This window comes from Inquilinus sp. YAF38, assembly GCF_052113205.1.
In the GTDB taxonomy this organism is placed as follows: domain Bacteria; phylum Pseudomonadota; class Alphaproteobacteria; order DSM-16000; family Inquilinaceae; genus Inquilinus.
Genome location: NZ_JBFRCU010000044.1, coordinates 37,716 through 57,736 on the forward strand (window position 1 = coordinate 37,716; position 20,021 = coordinate 57,736).

Annotated in this window: 19 protein-coding genes and 1 pseudogene; 12 read left to right on the forward strand and 8 right to left on the reverse strand. The window is 70.8% G+C overall.

The genetic code is table 11. The features are described from left to right. The first annotated feature begins 62 nt into the window (after positions 1–62). The 5 genes from AB4Z01_RS19980 (at position 63) to AB4Z01_RS20000 (ending at position 4,589) form a co-directional block, all read left to right on the forward strand. On the forward strand, positions 63–1,115 hold the full coding sequence (locus AB4Z01_RS19980) for an ABC transporter ATP-binding protein (protein ID WP_441696552.1): 1,053 nt from the start codon (positions 63–65) through the stop codon (positions 1,113–1,115). Positions 1,116–1,356: 241 nt separating this feature from the next. Continuing rightward, entirely contained in the window at positions 1,357–2,250 is an 894-nt protein-coding gene (locus AB4Z01_RS19985; protein WP_441696554.1) for an ABC transporter permease, read from the forward strand. 2 nt (positions 2,251–2,252) lie between these two features. Continuing rightward, complete coding sequence (locus AB4Z01_RS19990; RefSeq protein WP_441696556.1) at positions 2,253–3,050, forward strand: ABC transporter permease; 798 nt, start codon at positions 2,253–2,255, stop codon at positions 3,048–3,050. Between the two features lie 45 nt (positions 3,051–3,095). Then, positions 3,096–4,073 (forward strand): heparin lyase I family protein, encoded by a 978-nt coding sequence (locus AB4Z01_RS19995; RefSeq protein ID WP_441696559.1) that lies wholly within the window; start codon positions 3,096–3,098, stop codon positions 4,071–4,073. Between the two features lie 90 nt (positions 4,074–4,163). Then, the gene (locus AB4Z01_RS20000) at positions 4,164–4,589 is read left to right on the forward strand and encodes an organic hydroperoxide resistance protein (RefSeq protein ID WP_441696562.1); all 426 of its coding nucleotides are present in this window, start codon (positions 4,164–4,166) and stop codon (positions 4,587–4,589) included. A gap of 48 nt (positions 4,590–4,637) precedes the next feature. Here AB4Z01_RS20000 and bla read toward each other — a convergent pair whose 3' ends face one another. Beyond that, positions 4,638–5,516, reverse strand: coding sequence for a class A beta-lactamase (gene bla / locus AB4Z01_RS20005; protein WP_441696565.1), 879 nt, complete (start codon positions 5,514–5,516; stop codon positions 4,638–4,640). A gap of 304 nt (positions 5,517–5,820) precedes the next feature. On the opposite strand from bla, the gene AB4Z01_RS20010 reads away from it, so the two are divergent. Further along, positions 5,821–6,693, forward strand: coding sequence for a LysR family transcriptional regulator (locus AB4Z01_RS20010; RefSeq protein ID WP_441696568.1), 873 nt, complete (start codon positions 5,821–5,823; stop codon positions 6,691–6,693). Positions 6,694–6,875: 182 nt separating this feature from the next. Here the strand turns inward: AB4Z01_RS20010 and AB4Z01_RS20015 are convergent, their stop codons facing one another. Next, on the reverse strand, positions 6,876–9,704 hold the full coding sequence (locus tag AB4Z01_RS20015) for an ATP-binding protein (protein ID WP_441696602.1): 2,829 nt from the start codon (positions 9,702–9,704) through the stop codon (positions 6,876–6,878). Positions 9,705–9,902: 198 nt separating this feature from the next. On the opposite strand from AB4Z01_RS20015, the gene AB4Z01_RS20020 reads away from it, so the two are divergent. The 5 genes from AB4Z01_RS20020 to AB4Z01_RS20040 all read left to right on the forward strand — a co-directional run bounded on the left by AB4Z01_RS20020 (position 9,903) and on the right by AB4Z01_RS20040 (position 13,534). Continuing rightward, on the forward strand, positions 9,903–11,189 hold the full coding sequence (locus AB4Z01_RS20020; RefSeq protein ID WP_441696571.1) for an epoxide hydrolase family protein: 1,287 nt from the start codon (positions 9,903–9,905) through the stop codon (positions 11,187–11,189). Positions 11,190–11,295: 106 nt separating this feature from the next. Continuing rightward, the gene (locus AB4Z01_RS20025; RefSeq protein ID WP_441696574.1) at positions 11,296–11,862 is read left to right on the forward strand and encodes a helix-turn-helix domain-containing protein; all 567 of its coding nucleotides are present in this window, start codon (positions 11,296–11,298) and stop codon (positions 11,860–11,862) included. Next, positions 11,859–12,275: an organic hydroperoxide resistance protein gene (locus AB4Z01_RS20030; RefSeq protein ID WP_441696577.1), complete on the forward strand. Its 417-nt coding sequence runs from the start codon at positions 11,859–11,861 to the stop codon at positions 12,273–12,275. The genes AB4Z01_RS20025 and AB4Z01_RS20030 overlap by 4 nt, the downstream gene beginning before the upstream one ends. Before the next feature lie 26 nt (positions 12,276–12,301). Next, a complete protein-coding gene (locus AB4Z01_RS20035) occupies positions 12,302–13,336 on the forward strand; it encodes an alpha/beta fold hydrolase (RefSeq protein ID WP_441696579.1) in 1,035 nt (344 codons plus the stop codon). A gap of 12 nt (positions 13,337–13,348) precedes the next feature. Beyond that, on the forward strand, positions 13,349–13,534 hold the full coding sequence (locus tag AB4Z01_RS20040; RefSeq protein WP_441696581.1) for a hypothetical protein: 186 nt from the start codon (positions 13,349–13,351) through the stop codon (positions 13,532–13,534). Positions 13,535–13,550: 16 nt separating this feature from the next. Here AB4Z01_RS20040 and AB4Z01_RS20045 read toward each other — a convergent pair whose 3' ends face one another. The 6 genes from AB4Z01_RS20045 to AB4Z01_RS20070 all read right to left on the reverse strand — a co-directional run bounded on the left by AB4Z01_RS20045 (position 13,551) and on the right by AB4Z01_RS20070 (position 19,207). Continuing rightward, positions 13,551–14,330 carry an ABC transporter ATP-binding protein gene (locus tag AB4Z01_RS20045; RefSeq protein ID WP_441696584.1) on the reverse strand — a complete coding sequence of 260 codons (780 nt, stop codon included), beginning with the start codon at positions 14,328–14,330 and terminating at the stop codon, positions 13,551–13,553. Continuing rightward, positions 14,321–15,295 (reverse strand): FecCD family ABC transporter permease, encoded by a 975-nt coding sequence (locus AB4Z01_RS20050; RefSeq protein WP_441696587.1) that lies wholly within the window; start codon positions 15,293–15,295, stop codon positions 14,321–14,323. Before AB4Z01_RS20050 ends, AB4Z01_RS20045 begins: the two co-directional genes overlap by 10 nt. A gap of 45 nt (positions 15,296–15,340) precedes the next feature. Continuing rightward, the gene (locus AB4Z01_RS20055; RefSeq protein WP_441696590.1) at positions 15,341–16,417 is read right to left on the reverse strand and encodes an ABC transporter substrate-binding protein; all 1,077 of its coding nucleotides are present in this window, start codon (positions 16,415–16,417) and stop codon (positions 15,341–15,343) included. Positions 16,418–16,520: 103 nt separating this feature from the next. Then, a complete protein-coding gene (locus AB4Z01_RS20060) occupies positions 16,521–17,300 on the reverse strand; it encodes an extracellular solute-binding protein (RefSeq protein WP_441696593.1) in 780 nt (259 codons plus the stop codon). A 54-nt stretch (positions 17,301–17,354) separates the two neighbouring features. Further along, positions 17,355–17,564 (reverse strand): TOBE domain-containing protein, encoded by a 210-nt coding sequence (locus tag AB4Z01_RS20065; RefSeq protein ID WP_441696594.1) that lies wholly within the window; start codon positions 17,562–17,564, stop codon positions 17,355–17,357. Positions 17,565–17,707: 143 nt separating this feature from the next. Then, entirely contained in the window at positions 17,708–19,207 is a 1,500-nt protein-coding gene (locus AB4Z01_RS20070; protein ID WP_441696597.1) for an aldehyde dehydrogenase family protein, read from the reverse strand. Between the two features lie 170 nt (positions 19,208–19,377). On the opposite strand from AB4Z01_RS20070, the pseudogene AB4Z01_RS20075 reads away from it, so the two are divergent. Then, positions 19,378–20,021, forward strand: a pseudogene (locus AB4Z01_RS20075) (DUF2325 domain-containing protein); the annotation flags it as partial.

Here is a 20,021-nt window from a genome sequence, read left to right on the forward strand (position 1 = left end):
GAGAGCGCGCCCCGGCCGGACCTCTGGCCGGGGCCTTCCTTTCGAGACAGGACCCGCGCCGCATGCACGAGCTCCGCCTCCAGGGCATTGCCAAGGATTACGGCCGGGTCACCGCCGTCACCGATGTCGACCTGGCCGTCCCGGCCGGCAAGCTGGTCTGCTTTCTCGGCCCGTCGGGCTGCGGCAAGACCACGCTGCTGCGCATCATCGCCGGCCTCGAATCCCCGACCAAGGGCCAGCTGCTGCTGGACGGCCGCGACGTCACCCCGGTGCCGACGCACCAGCGCAACTTCGGCATGGTGTTCCAGTCGCTGGCGCTGTTCGACCACCTGACGGTCGGCGAGAACATCGCCTATGCCCTGCGCATCCGCGGCGCCGACAAGGCGGCGCAGCGCAAGCGGGCGGAGGAGCTGCTGGCCCTGGTGCAGCTGCCGGGCGTGGCCGACCGCCATGTCTCGCAGCTGTCCGGCGGCCAGCGCCAGCGCGTCGCCATTGCCCGGGCGCTGGCGATCGACCCCAGCCTGTTCCTGCTGGACGAGCCCTTGTCGGCGCTGGACGCCAAGCTGCGCGAGGCGATGCAGATCGAGCTGCGGCAGCTGCAGCAGCGCCTGGGCGTCACCACCATCCTGGTCACCCACGATCAGCGAGAGGCCATGACCATGGCCGATGTGATCGTGGTCATGGGCCAGGGCCGGATCCAGCAGGCCGGCGCGCCCTTGGAGATCTACCGCCGCCCGGCCAACGCCTTCGTCGCCGACTTCATCGGCACCGGCAACCTGCTGCCGGTCCGGGTCGATGGCGGGACCTTGCGCCTCGGCGACACCGTGCTGACCACGAGCGAGGGGTTGGCCGGCCTCAAGCCCGGYGCCGGCGCCACCCTGCTGGTGCGGCCGGAGGAGGTGCAGCTGCGCCCGGCCGGCGAGGCCGGGCCGAACCGGGTGGCGGGCACGGTCGATTTCGTGCGCGACGTCGGCAATTCGGTCGAGGTCTATGTCGACTGCGCCGGCACCCGGCTGGTCGCCGCCGCCGCGCGCAAGGACCTGCCGCCGATCGCCGCCGGCCAGACTGTTATGGTCGAGCTGCCGCCCGACTCCTGCGTGGTGCTGGCGGCATGACCGCGCTCCTGACCTCCGCAGCGAGCCTCCTTTACTCTCCCCCTCCCCTTGCGGGAGGGGGTTGGGGGAGGGGTCTGCGCGCGTCCGCGCGCGAATGCGCAGGATCCGGCCGCAGGGGGCCCGGAGCCGATACGGCGGCGTGGGATCTGGCTGAGACAGCCCCCTCCCCCTACCCCCWCCCGCGAGGGGAGGGGGAGGATAGTTGGGAAGGCCGCATACTCGAGCTTCTCGGGAGGGCGGCATGACCGCGCCCGCCATCACCGCGGCATCCGCCGCCCCAGCGCCAGCCCGGAACGCCCCCCGCGGCTTCATCGCCCGGCTGCCGGCGCTGTGGCCGGCGGCGATGCTGAGCGTGTTCTTCCTGATCCCGTTCGTGATCATGGTGGCGTTCAGCTTCTACCACCGGGTCGAGGGCGGGCTGTACGAGCCGGCCTTCGAGCTGGACAACTACGCCCGGTTCTGGACCCCGCTGTTCACCCGGGTGCTGGGCTTCTCGCTGATGATCTGCGGCCTGGCCGCGGTGGTCTGCGTCGTCGCCGCGGTGCCCTTCACCTGGTGCCTCAGCCGCACCCGCCGGCCGGCGCAGGTGGCTTGGCTGGTCTGCATCCTGTCGATCCTGTCGCTGTCCGAGGTGATCATGGGCTTCGCCTGGTCGATCCTGCTGTCGCGGTCGGCCGGCCTGTCCAACCTGCTGGTCACGCTCGGTATCCTGTCTTCGCCCGAGGCCTGGACGCCGGGCTTCGGCGCCCTGCTGATGGGCCTCTGCTTCATCGGCTTCCCCTATTCGGTGCTGATGCTGTACCCGGCGGTGAACCGCCTGGACCCCGAGATCACCGAGGCCGCCCGGACCCTCGGCGCCTCGCCGCTGCGCGGCTTCTTCACCGTGGTGATCCCGTCGCTGCGCCAGGCGATCCTGGCGACGGCCATCCTGGTCTTCGTCTTCACCCTCGGCTGCTATGTGCTGCCGCAGGTGCTGGGCAAGCCGGAGCACTGGACCCTGTCGGTGCTGATCACCGACCAGGCGATCTACCAGTCGAACATCCCCTTCGCCGCAGCCCTGGCGGTGTTCCTGGTGCTGGTCAGCCTGGCCCTGATCGGGCTGACCTTGCTGCTCGGCCAGAACCGGAGGCGCTGACCATGGGACGCATGCTCAGCCGCCTCTATATGGGCCTGATCGGGGCCGTGCTGCTGGCGCCGATCATCGTCATCATCGGCGTGTCGCTGAACGAGAAGAAGCGCCTGCTGTTCCCGCCGCAGGGCCTGTCTTTCGCCTGGTACGGCGAGATGCTGCAGGACCCGGAATGGGTGGGCGCACTGAGCAACAGCGTGGTCATCGCCGTGCTGGCCGCCGCCCTGTCGGTGTCGATCGCGCTGCCGATGGCCTGGTATCTGTGGCGCTGGAACCCGCGCTGGGGCCGCGCCCTCTACACCCTCGGCATCGCCCCCTTCATCCTGCCGCCGGTTGTCTCGGCCCTGGGCTTCCTGATCTTCTGGCAGATCGTCGGGCTATACGGGCACATCGCCGCCACCATCATCTCGCACGGCATCTTCTTCGTCACCCTGCCGCTGGTGAACATCGCCCTCGGCCTGGGCTCGATCGACAAGGCGGCGGTGGAGGCGGCGCGCACGCTGGGCGCCGACGAGCGCACGGTGTTCCGCACCATCGTGCTGCCCCTGGCGCGGCCCTACATCATCTCCGGCTACGCCTTCGCGTTCGTGCTGAGCCTGAACGAGTACATCGTCGCCTACATGGTGGCCGGGTCGACGGTGGAGACGCTGCCGATCAAGATCTTCAACGCCCTGCGCTACGGCTATACCCCGGTGATGGCGTCGGTGACGGTGCTGTTCGTGGTGGTGGCGGCGGTGGTGTTCTCGCTGGTGGCCTGGCGCGGCGACCTGCCGCGGCTTCTCGGCGCCACCCGGCCGCCGCGCTGACCTATCCTGCCGCTTCGCTTTCCGATTCGGCAGACCGACAGATCGATGCTTCCAGCCTTCCTACGGTGGCACCTGCCAGCGTTCCTCCTTCTGCTGGCCGCGACCCCGGCCGCCGCCGACCCGACGACCGATTCGGTCACCGACGGGTTCGAAGGCGGGCGCATCCCGCCGCAGGTCTGGTCGCCTTGCCGGCGGCCGGAGGGGCGCTTCTTCCTCGACGACATGCTGTCCCGCTCCGGCCGGTATTCGGCCGGCATGGCGCTGCTGCCGACGCCGGACCTGCCGCCCGAGGTCGAGGCGGTCAACACCGAGCACCGGCGCAGCGGCTGCATCGATTCCGACCGCGACATGGACTTCATGGCCGGCAGCGACCAGCGGGCCGAGCTGTGGCTGCGCGAGACCGAGGAGAAGGGCACCGACCTGTGGTACGGCTTCAGCTTCCGGATCGACGCGGCGCCGGCGCCAGCGGCCGACAGCCGGCGCCTGCTGGTCGGGCAGTGGAAGCAGGCCGGCCAGTACAGCCCGTTCCTCGGCCAGCGCTTCCGCAACCGGAAATTCTACCTGACGGTCGAGCAGGACGGGCCGGCCAGGCTGCAGCAGTGCCGGGTGCTGGTGGCCTGGGAGGACGGCTACGATTTCTCCGACTTCCCGCCGCATCGCAGCTTCCTGCATGACGGCTTCGACGCCGCCGGCAACAAGCTGGCGCCCGACTACACCGCCGATTGCGGCAGCGACCTCAGCATCGACCGCGAGGCGTCGCTGCCCTCGCCCTACGGCGCCTGGGTCGACATGGTGGTGCACATCAAGGTCGACGCGCAGCCGGACGACCTGATCGAGGTGTGGGCCAATGGGCAGAAGGTCGTCACGGTCCGCGGCCGGCTTGGCTACCGCGACAGCGGCCGGCAATACTTCAAGATCGGGCCCTATCGCGACCCCGGCGACACCCCGGTGGTGGCCCATCTCGACAATTTCGGCCTGGGCCACAGCTTCGAGGAGGTCGATCCCCGGCGGTTCGATCGATAGTGCCGGGTGGCAGCCTCAGGCCGCCACCCCATCTCTGTACCGTCTTCCCCTGGCCGCATCGCCGGTGCGGCTCAATCCCAGGAGCATGCAATGAGCAAGCCTGAGAAGATCATCTACAAGGCCACCGCCACCTCCACCGGCGGGCGCGACGGTCGCTCGAAGTCGTCCGACGGCATCATCGACCTGGCGCTGGCGGTGCCGACGGAGATGGGCGGCAAGGGCGGCGCCACCAATCCGGAGCAGCTGTTCGCCTCCGGCTATTCCGCCTGCTTCCTGGGCGCGCTGAAGTTCGTGGCGGGCAAGGAGAAGGTGGCGGTCCCGGCCGACGCCTCGGTGAAGGCAGAGGTCGGCATCGGCGAGATCCCCGGCGGCTTCGGCATCGATGTCGACCTGACGGTCTCGCTGCCCGGCATGGACAAGGCCCAGGCGCAGGCGCTGGTGGAGAAGGCGCACCACGTCTGCCCGTACTCCAACGCCACCCGCAACAATGTCGACGTCCGGCTGCACATCGCCTGACGCACCGGCGGCACGGCCGGGATGTCCCGGCCGTGCCGCGACGCCCGCTCAAACCTGCGACACGATCCGCCCGATCTCAGCCACCACCGGGTTGCGCTGCTCGAAATTCTGCGACGGCAGCTCGCAATAGGCGGTGACGATGACCGCGCCGCGATCCGGCGGCCAGGCGATGGCGACGTCGTTGGTGCTGCCTTCGGGGTTGCCGCCGGTCCCGGTCTTGTCGCCGACCAGCCAGCCCGCCGGGAACCCGGCCCGCAGCCGGGTGTCGCCGGTCTTGTTGGTGATCAGCCAAGCCGCCAGCTGGTCGCGCGAGGCAGGCGACAGCGCGTCGCCGAACAGCAGCTTGCGCAGGGTCTCCAGCATCGCCGCCGGCGTCGTGGTGTCGCGCGGGTCGCCCGGCCCGGCATAGGCGTTCAGCGTCGGCTCGGTGCGGTCCAGGCGGCTGACCTCGTCGCCGAGCGAGCGGAGGAAGGCGGTCAGGCCGGCCGGGCCGCCGAAGCTGGCCAGCAGCAGGTTGCCCGCCGTGTTGTCGCTGTAGGTGACGGCTGCGTCGCAGATCTCGGCCATCGTCATCCCGGCGCCGCCGATGCGGGGCTCGAGCACCGACTTGCCCACCAGATCCTTCCGGGAGAACACGATTCGCCGGTCGAGCCGCTCCTGCTTCCGGTCGACACGGGCGAGGACGAAGGCCGCCGCCAGCGCCTTGAAGGTGCTGCACAGCAGGAAAAGCTCATCGACCCGATAGCCGATGCGGGCACCGGTGGCGAGATTGAGCGCGGCGACGCCGAGGCGGCCGCCCTGCGCGCGTTCGAGCTCGGCCAGCCGGGCCGCGGCGTCGGACTGCGCCTGCGCCGGGAGAGCGGCCAGCGCGGGAACCGCAAACAGAGAGCCGGCCAGCGCCAGCCGGCGCGATACCAGGATCGTCAATTCAGTCTCCATGAGTCGGATGGCTGCCGGACGGGCCCTTGTCCGGGATGGCGCCGGGCTCGCCCGCGCCGTTCGACCCCTGAATAGGCGGGCGGCATGCCCCTGGCCAAACGAGGAATACTTCGCATAGACATGAGCTGATGTTGGCCATAGGAACTGGCTCGGGATCCTGGTCCGTCATTGCGAGCGTAGCGAAGCAATCCAGGGGCCGCTCGTGCTGGCCCCTGGATTGCTTCGTCGGCTTCGCCTCCTCGCAATGACGGGAATCAACCGTCAGGGTCCTGGCATGAATGGAGTTCCGACCATGGACGTCTCGAAGATGCCGCTCAACGCCCTACGGGCCTTCGAGGCGTCCGCGCGGCTGGGCAGCTTCACCCGCGCGGGGCTGGAGCTGCGGGTGACGCAGACCGCCATCAGCCATCAGGTGAAGGCGCTGGAACAGACGCTGGGCGTGACCCTGTTCGAGCGCCTGCCGCGCGGCCTGGCCCTGACCGATGAAGGGCTGGCGCTGCTGCCGGTGCTGACCGACGCGTTCCGGCGCATGAGCGCGACGCTGAGCCAGTTCGAGGACGGCAATTTCCAGGAGATCCTGACGGTCGGCGTCGTCGCCAGCTTCGCGACCGGCTGGCTGCTGCGGCGGCTGCACGGCTTCAAGCAGCAGAACCCCTCCGTGGATCTGCGGATCAAGACCAACAACAACACCGCCGACATGCTGCTCGACGGGCTGGACTGGTTCATCCGGTTCGGCGACGGCGCCTGGCACGGCACCGATGCGGCGCGCCTGATGGACGCTCCCCTGTCGCCGGTCTGCGCCCCGTCGCTGCGCCCGCGCCTGCGCAGCCCGGCGGACCTGGCGGGCGAGCAACTGCTGCGCTCGTACCGCGTCGACGAATGGCGCCTGTGGTTCCGCGCCGCCGGCATCGAGCCGCCGAAGCTGCGGGGCTGGATGTTCGACTCCTCGCTGACCCTGGTCGAGGCGGCGGCGCAGGGCGTCGGGGTGGCCCTGGTTCCCATCGCCATGTTCGCCCGGGAGATCGAGGCGGGGCGGATCGCCCAGCCCTTCGACGTGACGGCATCCACCGGCAGCTATTGGCTGACGCGGCTGAAGTCGCGATCCGAGACCGCGTCGATGCAGGCGTTCGCCCGATGGATCGCGGCGGAGATCGACGGAGCTTAGGCCGCTGCCGGAAGGGCTGCTCGTAGCGTCCGCGTGCCTGCTGCCGCTTGCCTTCCCCTCAAAAATCCTCGTCATCCCCGCGAAAGCGGGGATCTCGTCACGCCGTCCGGATAGAGATTCCCGCTTTCGCGGGAATGACGACCAGGGGAGAGGCTAGGCAACACCGGATTCCCCGAACCCGATCACTCCACCAGCGTCGACAGCAGGCGCCCGGCCGCCTGCAGATCCGCCGTCTCCGTGCCCTCGGTGAAGCGCTCGAACAGCGGCCGCAGCAGCGCCGCGGCTTCGTCGCGCCGACCCTCGCCGGCCAGCAGCGCCGCCAGGCCGGTGGCGGCCCGCAACTCCCAGGCCAGCGCGCCCTGGCGGCGGCTCCAGTGCAGCGACTGCCGGAAGCAGGCCTCGGCGGTCTGCGATGCCGCCAGCAGCAGCAGGCCCTTCACCCGCAGCAGCTCCGGCATGTAGACGAGGTCGCCGCGGGCCTCGACCCGGCGGATCGTCGCCTCGACCAGGGCCAGGCCCTCGGCCGTCCGGCCGGTCGCCGCGAGACCTTCGGCCAGCGCGATCTCCAGCGCCGTGGTCAGCACCTCGTAGCGCGCGCCGTGCAGCGTCGCCAGGCCGGCCTGCAGCCCTTCGACACCTGCCTCGGCGTCGCCGCGGCGGACGGCCAGCGCCCCGGCAAGAGCCTGGCCCACGGCGAGATAGGGCCCGAGGGAATGGGTGCCGGCGCGGACGGTGAACCACGCCACATGCTGTTCCGCGCTGCGGAGATCGCCGGTCCAGAGGAACACGGTGATCGCCCAGATCATGGCCACGGACAGCGTGACCGGATGGTCCATCCGCTCGGCCTCGCGCACGGCCCGGCGCGCCTGCTCCACGGCCTGGGCCGGGTGGCCCTGCAGCCACAGGGTTCGGGCCAGGATGGCGCCCGACAGGTTCTGGCCCTCGAAGCCGAGATAGATCGTGCTGGCCCGCGGCCCGCCCGGCTGGTGCCGCAGCGCCGCCTCCAGCGCTGCCCGCGCCCCGCCGAGGTCGCCGGCCAGATGCAGCGACATGCCGAGCAGGAAATGCGCCAGCGCCGCGGCCGCCGGGTCCTCGACCGCGCCGGCCAGGGCGGCGCCCCGCTTTCCCAGATCCAGGGCGATGTCGAACGCCCCGGTCCGCAGATGGAACATGTGCAGCGGGCCCAGCACCACCAGCTGGCCGAGCGCGTCGCCGCGGGAATCGGCGATCGCCAGGGCCCGCTCCAGCGCCAGGCGCGCGGCGTCGCTGCCGCCCTGCAGGAACATCAGCGCCATCCCCAGCGCCGCCTGCAGGTGCATCTCCTCGCTGCCGCCGCGGGCGTGGCCGAGGGCGAGGACCGCCCGCTCCGACCAGCGCCGGCATTCGGTCAGCAGCGACATCGCCAGGAAGACCGGCGCCGCGGCCGCGGCCAGGGCGACGCCGAGGCCGCCATCGCCGCCGGGGCCGAAGCACCAGTCCAGCGCCGCGCGCACATTGTTCATGGCGGACAAATACGGCCCCCGCACCGCCGCGTTCGACAGGGCCGGCCATTCGCCGCCGAGCTGCTCCAGCCAGCGCCGGTAATAGCCGGCGTGGCGCGCGGCCAGGGCGGCACGCTCGGTGTCGTCCGCGATCTGCAGGGCATAGGCGCGGGTGGTGTCCAGCAGCCGATAGCGCATCATCGCGCCGACCGGGCGGGTGGCGACCATCGACTTGGCGACCAGGCTGTCGATCGCGGCGAACAACGCGGCGTCGTCCACCGCCCCGCCGGTCGCCACGCCCAGCGCCGCCTCGATCGTGAACGGCCCGACGAAGACGGCCAGCCGGCGCAGCACCAGCCGCTCCGCCTCCGACAGCAAGCCGTAGCTCCAGTCCAGCGTCGCCTGCAAGGTGCGCTGCCGCGGCGGCGCGTTGCGCTGGCCGGTCCAGGACAGCGGCAGGCGCTGGTCCAGCAGGGCCGCGGTCTGCCGCAGGCCATAGGCCTGGACCCGCCCCGCCGCCAGCTCGATCGCCAGCGCCACGCCGTCGAGCCTGCGGCAGATCTCCGCCACCAGGACGGCGTCCGCGTCGCTGAGATCGAGCGGGGCGCCGGCCGCCGCGGCGCGCTCCAGGAACAATTGGGCGGCGGGGAATGCCGCGGCCGCCGCGGCGGTGAGACCGACATCGTCCGGCGGGCTGTCCAGCGGCGCCAGGAAGTGGACCTGCTCGCCCTCGACCCGCAGCGCCTCGCGGCTGGTGGCCAGGATGTGGACCTCGGGCGCGGCCCGGAAGATCTCCGCCGCCAGGGCGGCCGCGCCGTCGATGACATGCTCGCAGCTGTCGAGCACCAGCAGGAAGCGCCGGCCGCGCAGATGGGCGATCAGGCCGGGAACCGGGTCCTCCGACCGAATCGGCAGGCCCAGCATCGATGCCAACGCGACCGGCACCAGGCGCGGATCGGCCAGCAGCCCGAAATCGACGAACATGGCGGCGCCGGCGAATGCCTCGAGCAGGTCGTGCGTGACCGCCACGGCGACCGTGGTCTTGCCGACCCCGCCGGGGCCGACGACCGTGACGAAGCGTGCCGCGGCAAGCTGGGCCGACAGCGCCCGGACCTCCTCCTCCCGCCCCACCATCCGTGCCAGCCGCGCCGGCAGGGAGGTCGCACCGGTGAAGGGGGCCGTCCCGTCCACCGCCTGGCCCGGCGGGGCCGACCGCAGCACCGGCGCGACGAAGCAGTAGCCCCGGCCTGGCAGGGTGGTGATGTAGCGCGCGCCGTCCTGGCCGTCGCCCAGCGCCTTGCGCAGCGCGACGATATGGAAGCGCAGGCTGCCCTCCTCGACCGTCACGTCGGGCCACACCTCGGCCATCAGCTCGCGCTTGCCGACCGGCTCGTTCGGGCGCGAGACCAGGGCGACCAGGATGTCGAGCGCCCGCGCGCCCAGATCGACCGGGACGCCGTCCCGGGTCAGCAGCCGCTCGCCCGCAGCCAGGCGGAAGGGACCGAAGGAAAAGATGTCCGGCCCCATCATCACGCACCATTCTCCGCCAGGGTTCGACTCGGCCGCATCCTAGGGGAAGGACCGGCGCGGCACCACCAAGGCCCCGCCGGGCGCAGAACGCAGCAATCGGCGGCAAACCCGGTGGTCCGGTGAAAGCACGGGCGCGGCCGCGGCGTTAGGGTCGCGCCCGGACCGGCCACGGCCCGTCCGTCTTGCAGCAGAGGAACGATGATGTCCGACGCAGTGCCGTCCGCCACCCGGCGCGGCTTCCTGACGACGTCCGCGACCGCGATTGCGGCCGCCGGCGCGCTGAGCTTCCTGCCCGCCCGGCTGGCCGCGGCCGCCCAGGGCGACGCCATCCGCCCGTTCCGCGTCGAGGTGCCGGAGGATGCACTGACCGATCTGCGCCGGCGCATCGCGGCGACGCGCTGGCCCGGCAGGGAGACTGTCGCCGACGCATCCCAGGGCGTGCAACTGGCGCGGCTGCAGGCCCTGGTGCGCTATTGGGGCACGGATTACGACTGGCGCAAGGTCGAGGCGAAACTGAACGCCCTGCCGCTGTTCGTGACCGAGATCGACGGGCTGGACATCCAGTTCATCCATGTCCGCTCGAGGCACGAGAACGCCCTGCCGCTGATCATGACCCATGGCTGGCCGGGGTCGATCCTGGAGCTGGTCAAGGCCATCGGCCCGCTGACCGACCCCACGGCGCATGGCGGCAGCGCCGAGGACGCCTTCCATCTGGTGGTGCCGTCGCTGCCCGGCTTCGGCTTCTCCGGCAAGCCGACCGGGACCGGCTGGGGATCGGACCACATCGCCCGCGCCTGGGGTGAGCTGATGGCGCGGCTGGGCTATAAGCGCTTCGTATCCCAGGGCGGCGATTGCGGATCGGTGATTTCGCACCGGATGGCGATGCAGACCGTGCCGGGGCTGATCGGCATCCATGTCAACATGCCCGCCACCGTGCCGGCCGAGCTGCAGCCGCTGCTAGCGCAGGGCCTGCCCGCCCCGGCCGGGCTGTCGGCCCCGGAGAAGGCGGCCTATGACCAGTTGAACGACTTCTACCAGAACAACACCGGCTACGCGGCCATGATGGTGACCCGGCCGCAGACCGTAGGCTACGCCCTGGCGGATTCGCCGGTCGGCCAGGCCGCCTGGATGTACGACAAGATCGCGCAATGGACCTATAGCGGCGGCGATCCGGAGAAATCCCTGACCCGCGACGAGATCCTGGACGACATCTCGCTGTACTGGCTGACCGACAGCGCCACGTCCGCGGCGCAGATCTATTGGGAGGACCACTCCAACAACTTCAACGCGGTGGACATCTCCCTTCCCGCCGCGGTGACGATCTTCCCGGGCGAGATCTATCGCGCGCCGCGCAGCTGGGTCGAGCGCGCCTACCACACGCTGATCTACTTCAACCAGGTCGACAAGGGCGGCCATTTCGCCGCCTGGGAGGAGCCCGAGCTGTTCGCCATTGAGGTCCGTGCCGCCTTCCGCTCGCTTCGCTGACCGCACCTCACGACAGCCGCTAACGCCGACTCACAAGCCCTAACGAGCGTCCTCCCGCGCCGCCGCCTAGATATCGGGCATCGACGACGGCCTGGAGGACGCAAGGATGGAGAAGGACGAGACAAGCCTCGCGGCTTTTCCCACCGACGCGTCCTGCGGCCCGGCCGAGACCGCCGCGACGCTGATCGAGGATGTCCGCCGCGGGCTGGTGCGGGATCCGGCGGCCGCGCGCGCCGCCGCGGTGCGGCTGGTGACGCTGCTGACCCTGTCGGGCGCGACGGAGGGCACCCGCGGCGGGCTGGCCCCGTGGCAGAAGCGCCGGGTCGACCGCCATCTGCGGCGGTCGCTGCATCGGCCGCTGCGCCTGGAGGAGCTGGCCGAGCAGGCGGCGCTGAGCGTCAGCCACTTCGCCCGCGCCTTCAAGGACAGCTTCGGCGCCACGCCGCACAGCTACATCACCGGCCTGCGGCTGCAACGCGCGCAGCGGCTGATGCTGACCACAGGCGAGCCGCTGAGCCAGATCGCCCTGGCCTGCGGCCTGGCCAACCAGGCCCATCTGTCGAAGCTGTTCCGCCGCTGGTTCGGCGAGACCCCGAGCGCGTGGCGCCGACGCAACCTGACGGCGCAGTCGGTCACACCCGCAACCGTTTCATCCCCAAGGAACCCATCATGACCCGGATCGACAAGGTGCTGTACACCGGCAAGACCCACACCACCGGCGGCCGCGACGGCCTGGCCCGCAGCTCGGACGGCCGGCTGGACATCAAGCTGTCGCCTCCCGGCGGCCCGGGCACCGGCACCAACCCGGAGCAGCTGTTCGCCGCCGGCTGGTCGGCCTGCTTCATCGGCGCCATGGGCCGCGCCGCGACCGAGATGAAGGTCACCCTGCCGGCCGACCGCGCCGTCGACGCCGAGATCGACCTGGGCACCACCGACGGCGCCTTCTTCCTGCAGGCCCGGCTGAGCATCAGCCTGCCCGGCCTGGACCGCGAGGTCGCCCAGGCGGTGGTCGAGGCCGCGCACCAGCTCTGCCCCTATTCCAGGGCCACCCGCGGCAATATCGACGTCACCCTCACCGTGGCCTGAGCCATCTCGTTCCGAAGGAAGCCCCCATGCCCGAAGACATCGATCTCCCGCGCCGCCGCCTGTTCGGCACCGCGCTGCTGACCTTGGCCGCCGCCCCCTTCGTCTCGGTCGTCCCGGCCGCCGCCCAGACCATGGCCGCAGCCGCCCCGGCCAAGTCCAACACCAGCTTCGGCCCGCTGAAGCAGATCGACGCCGGCGACCTGACCGTCGGCTACGCCGAGGCCGGCCCCGCAGACGGCCCCGTGGTGCTGCTGCTGCACGGCTGGCCTTACGACATCTACGCCTTCGTCGACGTCGCGCCTCTGTTGGCTGCAGCCGGCTACCGAGTGATCATCCCCTATCTGCGCGGCTACGGCACCACCCGGATCCGGTCGGAGGCCACAGTCCGCAACGGCGAGCCGGCGGCCCTGGCGGTCGACACCATCGCCCTGATGGACGCGCTGAAGATCCCGAAGGCGGTCATCGCCGGCTTCGACTGGGGCGCCCGCACCGCCGACATCGTCGCGGCCTTGTGGCCGGAACGCTGCCGGGCGCTCGTCTCGGTCAGCGGCTACCTGATCGGCAGCGTCGCTGCCGGCAAGAAGCCGCTGCCGCCGAAGGCCGAATTCCAGTGGTGGTACCAGTTCTACTTCGCCACCGAGCGCGGCCGCGAGGGCTACAGCCAGAACCGGCACGACTTCAACAAGCTGATCTGGCAGCTGGCCTCGCCGCAATGGCGGTTCGACGACGCCACCTTCGACCGCAGCGCCGCGGCCTTCGACAACCCGGACCATGTCGACATCGTGATCCACAACTACCGCTGGCGGATCGGCCTGGCCGAGGGCGAGGCGCGCTATGACGCGCTGGAGCAGAAGCTGGCCCAAGGCCCGGTGATCACCGTGCCGACCATCACCATGGAAGGCGACACCAACGGCGCGCCGCACCCCGAGCCCGCCGCCTATCGCGGCAAGTTCTCGGGCAAGTATGAGCACCGCACCATCACCGGCGGCATCGGCCACAACCTGCCGCAGGAGGCCCCGCAGGCCTTCGCCCAGGCGGTGCTCGACGCCGCCAAGCTCTAGCGGAGACCTAGCATGAACTTGTCGTTCCTCCGCCGCTTCGCCGCCGGCGCCATGATCGGCGCCGCGGGCAGCTTCGCCGCCACCTGCGGCGCGCTGGGCGAGCAGGTCCGCTACGCCCCGGCGCCGGTGGCCCGGCTCGGGGTCCGACCGGAGCCAACACCGCCCGGAGAATCCCCGCCGGCCCGAACCGGCCGTTGATCGCCACCCGCCGCCGTTACTCCACCACGGCGACGCAGGCGACGTGGCCGTCGGCGCGGACCAGCCGGATCGGTACGCCATAAGCGTCGGACAACGTGGCCTCGGTCAGCAGGGCGGCAGTCGGGCCCAGCTGCGGCGGATGCGACGGCGACAGGATCAGCGTCCGGTCCGCCAGCGCATGGGCGTGGTCCGGGGCGTGGGTGGTGAAGATGACGCCCAGCCCCTGCCGCGCCAGCCGGCGAACCAGCGCCAGGAACCGGGCCTGGTTGGCGAAGTCTAGATGGGCCGTCGGCTCGTCCAGGATCATCAGCGCCGGCCCCTGCGCCAGCACCCGGGCGATCTGCACCAACTGCTGCTCGCCGCCGCTGATCTCGGTGCAGGGCGCGTCGGCAAGGTGGGCGATGCCCAGCGTCGCCAGTGCCTCCGCGGCACGGGCCGCATCCTCCCGCCCCGGCACCCCGAACCAGCCGAGATGCGGCGCCCGTCCCATCTCGACCACGGTGCGGACCGGAAAGGCGAAGACCGACTGGTGGCTCTGCGGCACCAGCGCCAAATGGCGGGCGATCTCGGCCCGGCCCAGCGTGGCGATCGGCCGGCCGGCGACGCGGACGGTGCCGGCGGTCGGCGGCACCAGCCCGGCCAGGCAGCGCAGCAGCGTCGACTTGCCGATGCCGTTCGGGCCCAGCACGCACAGGATCTCGCCGGCCGAGACGTCGAGGGCGACGCCGTCGAATACCGGCCGCGTCCGGCCGGGATAGGTGAAGCCCAGCCGCTCGGCCGCCAGGATCACGCCCATCCCAGCGACCCGCGGCGCAGCAGCAGCATGAAGGCGGGCGCCCCGACCAGGGCGGTGAGGATGCCGAGCGGAATCTCCGCCGCCGTCACCGATCGCGCCAGGTCGTCGATCACCAGCAGGTAGCAGGCGCCGAGCGACAGGGTGGCCGGCAGCAGCTTGCGGAAGTCCGGCCCGACGATGATCCGGGCGAAGTGCGGGATGACCAGGCCGACCCAGCCGATGATGCCGCTGATCGCCACGGTGGAGGCGGCGATCAGCGTCGCGAGCAGCACCACGATCGCTCGCAGCCGCCCGGCCTCGACGCCCAGGATCCGCGCCTGCTCGTCGCCCATCGCCAGCAGGTTGATGCGCCAGCGCAGCAGCAGCAGGATCGAGGCGGAGGGCACGGTCACGGCGGCGACCGCGGCGATGTCGGCCATCGACACCGAGGACAGCGAGCCGAGCAGCCAGAACTCGATCACCGGCAGCTTGGAGTTCGGGTCGGCGACGTATTTCAGCAGCGACAGCAGCGCCGTGAACAGCGACCCGACGATCACCCCGGCGAGGACCAGGACCAGGGTGGAGCCCGCCCGGTACATCCGGCTCATGAAGAAGCACAAGCCCACGGCGGCGAGGCCGAAGACGAAGGCCGAGAGCTGGATGGCGTAGCGCTGCTGGAACAGCAGGATGGCGATGGCGGCGCCGAACCCCGCCCCGGCCGAGACGCCGAGGGTGAAGGGCGAGACCAGGGGGTTGCGGAACACGCCCTGGTAGCAGGCGCCGGACATCGCCAGCCCGCCGCCGACCAGCATGGCGGCGATCACGCGCGGCAGGCGGACATCCAGCACCACCGACCCGACCACCGCCGGCCAGTCCGGCGTCACCGGCAGGATCTGGGCCGCGATCACCCGGATCACGGTCAAGGGCGGCACCGGATAGCGCCCGACCAGGAAGGACAGCAGGAAGACGGTGACAGGCAGCACCACCAGCAACAGCGCCGTCAGCCTCGTCGAAGCCCGCGATCGCGGCACCTAGTTGGGACCGGTGTAGGGCTGGCCGTAGAAGCGCTGATAGTAGGCGTTCGCCTCCGCCTGCATGTCGATGTCGGCGAAGCGGTCGGGGTACAGCTTCTTGGCCATCCACAGCTCGCCCAGCGCCAGTGCCTCGGGCAGCGGATAGCCCCAGGGCTTCACATATTCCGGGGTGATGTAGAGGCGGCCGTTCCGCACCGCGTCGACCTGCTGCCAGGCGCTGCCCTGGCGGATCTGGTCGGCGACCGCGGCGTAGCGGTCCTGCACGAAGATCACCTGCGGGTCCCAGGCCAGGATGTCCTCCATCGACACCTTGGTGGCGCCGCGCACGCCGGCGGCGACGTTGACGCCGCCCGACCGGGCCATGATCACGCCGGTATACTTGCCCGAGCCATAGGTGTTCAGATCCGGGTTGGCCATGTACAGGCGGATGCGGTCGTCCGACGCCAGCCTGTCCACCCGGTCCTCGACCAGCTGCCGCCGGGTGAAGGCGTAATCCAGCAGCTGGTCGGCGCGGTCGGCCTTGCCGACGATCCGGCCGATCAGCTTCACCCCGGCCTTCAGCCCTTCGGCATAGGCCACATCGTCATCGGCGAAGGTCGGGTTCAGCTTCGGCGCCTCGACGCCCTCGCCCTGGGACAGCGAGATGGCGACCACCGGCAGGCCGGCCCGGCTGATCTGGTCGATCATCGCCACCGGGGCGTAGTTGGTGACGAAGACGACGTCCGGCTTCAGCCGCAGCAACTCCTCGACATTGACCATCGACAGGTCGCCGGGCGTGGGCAGGCCTTTCAGCTCCGGCGCATACCGGTCCAGGCCGGGGATCAGGCTGGGCCAGCTGCGCAGCACGCCGACGATCCGGTCGGCGGCGCCGAGCTCGACCAGGATGTCGAGCGTCTGGTGCTGCAGCACGACGATGCGCTGGACATCGGCCGGCACGGTGACGCTGCGGTTCAGCTGGTCGGTCACCGTGACCGTGTCCGCCGCCAGGGCGGGGGCCGGAGGCTGCGTCAGAAGCCAGGCGGCGCACAGCAGCGCCAGCGCGCCGCGCAGACTGCGATGCCACGATGTCATCATGCCCCCTGGACCCTTATGTGTGGATTACCGGCGCGTTGCAGGTCGCCGCTGTATGGGAGCGTATATATCGATCGGACCGAGCCGGCAATGCTGCCGGCCAGCCTTAAGCCGGCAGCGCGGTGGGAGCGAAGCCCGCCTCTCGCAGCAGCGCCTGGCCGTCCAGCGACAGCAGGAACAGGGCAAAGCGGGCCGCTTCCGGCGTGGCGCCAGCCAGCAACGCCAGGCCGTATTCGGGGTCGACCATCAGTTCGGGCGGCAAGTCGACGACCGTCAGATCCGCATGCTCGGCGGCCAGCGGCCGCAGGCCGGTCGTGTAGCCGAGGAAGATGTCGGCGTCGCCCTCGGCCACGGCCCGGGCGACCGGGCTGTAGGGCGCGGCCGTCGCGGCGGCGGGCGGCGGCTCAGCCCCGCCGACCAGCGTCAAGGCCTTGGCGTCGAGCCGGGCGAAGGCGCCCGGCCGCAGCCGGCCGGCCCGGCGGAAGATCGCCCAGGCGTAGTCGCCGGACGGGTCCTTCAGCGGCGTCGACGTGCCGAGGCGGATGGCGGGGTCCAGCATCCGGTCCAGCAGGTCGGCGCTGCCGGCCACCGCGGCCCGGCGATGGACCAGGGCGACCATGGCGTTGCGGGCGAACAGCACCGGCGGCCCGGCCAGGCCCGCCGCGGCCAGCCGCGCCGGATGGCCCAGGTCGGCGGACAGGAACAGGTCGGGCCGGTCGCCGGCCTCGATCCGTTCCCGCAGCAGCCCGGCGGGGCCGTGCCGCGTCTCCACCGCGATGCCCGTCGCCGTGGTGAAGGCAGCGGCCAGCGCCGGCAGCGCGACGCGCAGGCTGCCGGCGGCGTACACCGCAATTCGATCCGGAGCAGGGGCGGTGAGGCCGGTCATCGCGTGGGCTCTCCTGCGGTGGTCCGACTGCCGCGCCCGCAATTCCCGGATTCGCTAGGCGTCGATCGCAACCATCACGTCGGACGCCTTGATCACCGCAACCGCGGGCTTCCCGGCCGACAGCTGCAGTTCGTCGACAGCCTCATTGGTGATCGAGGCGGTGACGATGGCGCCGCCGATATCGATCCGGATGTGGGACGTCGTCGCGCCTTTGACCACGTCGACGATGGTTCCCTTCAGCTGATTGCGTGCACTGAGCTTCATGATGGCCTCCTGGTCGAGCTCACGATCTGAAATGACGCATCGGTGTATAGCCCGCCTCGGCCGGACCGGACGAGGACGGAATGTCGGCCATCATCAGGTGGGCGAAGCCCGGCGCGTCGCCGGGCCGGGCTCCACAGGATCGCCTACAGCCTCGCCGCGACCGCCTTGGTCTCGGTGTAATGCTCCATCACCTCGTGGCCCATCTCGCGGCCCCAGCCGGACTGCTTGAAGCCGCCGAACGGCCAAGCCGGATCGCCGTAATTGTGGGTGTTGATGCAGATCGTACCCGCCCGGATCTTGCGGGCCATGACATGCGCCACCTTCAGGTTGCGGGTCCAGACGCTGGCCTGCAGCCCGTATTCGGTGTCGTTGGCGAACTTCGCCACGGTGTCGAGATCGTCATCGTCATAGGCCTGGACGCAGACCACCGGGCCGAAGATCTCCTCGCGCACCACCCGCATGTCGCGGTTGGTCCGGGCCAGCACCGTCGGTTCGACGAAATAGCCCTGGTTGCCCATGGCCTTGCCTCCGGTGACCACCTCGGCGCCTTCGCTGCGGCCGGACTCGAGGAAGCCGGTGACGCGCGTGTGCTGCTCCTTCGACACCAGCGGCCCGAGATTGACCGACGGGTCGAGGCCGTGGCCGATCTTCAGATTGCCGGCCGCAGCCGTCACGCCCTCGACCACCCGGTCATAGATCGACTTGTGGGCGAACAGGCGGGAGCCTGCGGTGCAGCACTGACCCTGGTTGTAGAAGATCGCGTCGGCCGTGCCGGCGATGGCGAGGTCGAGATCGGCATCGGGGAACACGATCGCCGGCGACTTGCCGCCGAGCTCCAGCGAGACGCGCTTCAGGTTGCCGGCCGCCGCCTTGACGATCAGCTTGCCGACCTCGGTCGACCCGGTGAAGGCGACCTTGTCGACATCCGGATGCTCGGCCAGCGCCGCGCCGGCGGTCTCGCCGAAGCCGGTGACGATGTTGACCACGCCGTCCGGGATGCCGGCCTCCTGGATCAGCTCGCCGAAGCGCAGCGCCGACAGCGGCGTCTGCTCCGCCGGCTTCAGCACGATGGTGCAGCCGGCGGCCAGGGCCGGCGCCAGCTTCCAGGCCGCCATCATCAGCGGGAAGTTCCAGGGGATGATCTGGCCGACCACGCCGACCGGCTCGCGCAGCGTATAGGCGTGCCACTGGCCGGGGCTGGAGACCTGGATGGTCTCGCCGGTCATCCGCGTGGCCCAGCCGGCCATGTAGCGGAACATCTCGATCGAGCCCTGGACGTCGCCCTGGCGCGCATTGGTCACCGGCTTGCCGTTGTCCAGCGCCTCCAGCTCGGCGAACTCGTCGGCATGCTGCTCCAAGAGGTCCCCGAGGCGCCAGACCAGCCGCGACCGCTCGGCCGGCGAGATTCGCGACCACGGGCCGGTCTCGAAGGCGCGGCGGGCGGCGGCGACGGCGGCGTCGATGTCGGCCTTGTCGCCGGCCGGGACATGGGTGATGACCTCCTCGGTCGCCGGATCCTCCACCGGGAAGGTCTGGCCGCTCCTGGCCGCGACCCATTTCCCGTCGATCAGCAGCTTGTGCTCCTTGGCCAGGAACGCAGCGGCGGCCGAGCCGAGGCGCGGCTTGGCAATGGCGATGTTCATGTCGTCCTCCCCAGGTCGATGGCTATGTCGGACATGCCGTTATATCTATATGAATATAACGTTGACGGCCCCTTGGCCAAGAGCCATCGTGATATTCACATGAATATATCGATGGGAGTCTCGGCGTGCCAACACTGCCGATTTCCACGCCTGTGTTCCGGACGGCCTCGATGCCGATGCCGTCCCCGGTCGTCATTCCGCGGCCGCCGGCGGCCGAGCCGGCGAACCTGGCCCTCCCGACTAAGGCCCGCGACCGGATCTGGGAGCTGTCGCCGAACCTGCACTGCTCGGTGGTCGGCACCTGCCTGTCAACCAGTGATCTGCGGCAGCTCTTCGCCAAGCTGAACGACCCGGATGCGCGCACCGCCTCCGAGCACGCACTGCACGGCCGGGCGGTGCGGGCTGCCGGCCAGAAGGAGGTCGCCGGCAAGCTGCTGAACAAGCTGCTCGACAAGCGGCACGAGACCGCGATCAGGCGCTTCGCCAAGGCGGGGACGGCGGCGGAGGTGCGGGCGCTGTGGCAGGAATCGCTGGAGCGCGGCGACATCCCCGGCGCCTATTGGGCGGTGCTGAGCCACGCGGCCACCGACCGGCCGCTGGTGCAGGATATGTATGGCGAGGTGCACATGCTGTCGCATCTTGTCGGCATGTCGAACCGCGCCGACATCGCCCGGCTGCGGCACCTGGAGCAGGAGCTCGGCGCCCGCGACGACCGGATCGCGCGGCAGGAGGAACGGCTGCAGCAGATCGCGGCCGMGCGCGAGGCCCTGGCCCGGCGGGTGGCGGAGCTGGAGCAGGCGCAGCGGCGCCAAGC

What these genes read in the sequence shown, in the direction of transcription:
- AB4Z01_RS19985 (WP_441696554.1), top strand. Translation starts at nt 1,357, where the DNA reads ATGACCGCGCCCGCCATCACCGCGGCATCCGCCGCCCCAGCGCCAGCC.
- AB4Z01_RS19990 (WP_441696556.1), top strand. Translation starts at nt 2,253, where the DNA reads ATGGGACGCATGCTCAGCCGCCTCTATATGGGCCTGATCGGGGCCGTG.
- AB4Z01_RS19995 (WP_441696559.1), top strand. Translation starts at nt 3,096, where the DNA reads ATGCTTCCAGCCTTCCTACGGTGGCACCTGCCAGCGTTCCTCCTTCTG.
- AB4Z01_RS20000 (WP_441696562.1), top strand. Translation starts at nt 4,164, where the DNA reads ATGAGCAAGCCTGAGAAGATCATCTACAAGGCCACCGCCACCTCCACC.
- AB4Z01_RS20010 (WP_441696568.1), top strand. Translation starts at nt 5,821, where the DNA reads ATGGACGTCTCGAAGATGCCGCTCAACGCCCTACGGGCCTTCGAGGCG.
- AB4Z01_RS20015 (WP_441696602.1), bottom strand. Translation starts at nt 9,704, where the DNA reads ATGATGGGGCCGGACATCTTTTCCTTCGGTCCCTTCCGCCTGGCTGCG.
- AB4Z01_RS20020 (WP_441696571.1), top strand. Translation starts at nt 9,903, where the DNA reads ATGATGTCCGACGCAGTGCCGTCCGCCACCCGGCGCGGCTTCCTGACG.
- AB4Z01_RS20025 (WP_441696574.1), top strand. Translation starts at nt 11,296, where the DNA reads ATGGAGAAGGACGAGACAAGCCTCGCGGCTTTTCCCACCGACGCGTCC.
- AB4Z01_RS20030 (WP_441696577.1), top strand. Translation starts at nt 11,859, where the DNA reads ATGACCCGGATCGACAAGGTGCTGTACACCGGCAAGACCCACACCACC.
- AB4Z01_RS20035 (WP_441696579.1), top strand. Translation starts at nt 12,302, where the DNA reads ATGCCCGAAGACATCGATCTCCCGCGCCGCCGCCTGTTCGGCACCGCG.
- AB4Z01_RS20040 (WP_441696581.1), top strand. Translation starts at nt 13,349, where the DNA reads ATGAACTTGTCGTTCCTCCGCCGCTTCGCCGCCGGCGCCATGATCGGC.
- AB4Z01_RS20045 (WP_441696584.1), bottom strand. Translation starts at nt 14,330, where the DNA reads ATGGGCGTGATCCTGGCGGCCGAGCGGCTGGGCTTCACCTATCCCGGC.
- AB4Z01_RS20055 (WP_441696590.1), bottom strand. Translation starts at nt 16,417, where the DNA reads ATGATGACATCGTGGCATCGCAGTCTGCGCGGCGCGCTGGCGCTGCTG.
- AB4Z01_RS20060 (WP_441696593.1), bottom strand. Translation starts at nt 17,300, where the DNA reads ATGACCGGCCTCACCGCCCCTGCTCCGGATCGAATTGCGGTGTACGCC.
- AB4Z01_RS20065 (WP_441696594.1), bottom strand. Translation starts at nt 17,564, where the DNA reads ATGAAGCTCAGTGCACGCAATCAGCTGAAGGGAACCATCGTCGACGTG.
- AB4Z01_RS20070 (WP_441696597.1), bottom strand. Translation starts at nt 19,207, where the DNA reads ATGAACATCGCCATTGCCAAGCCGCGCCTCGGCTCGGCCGCCGCTGCG.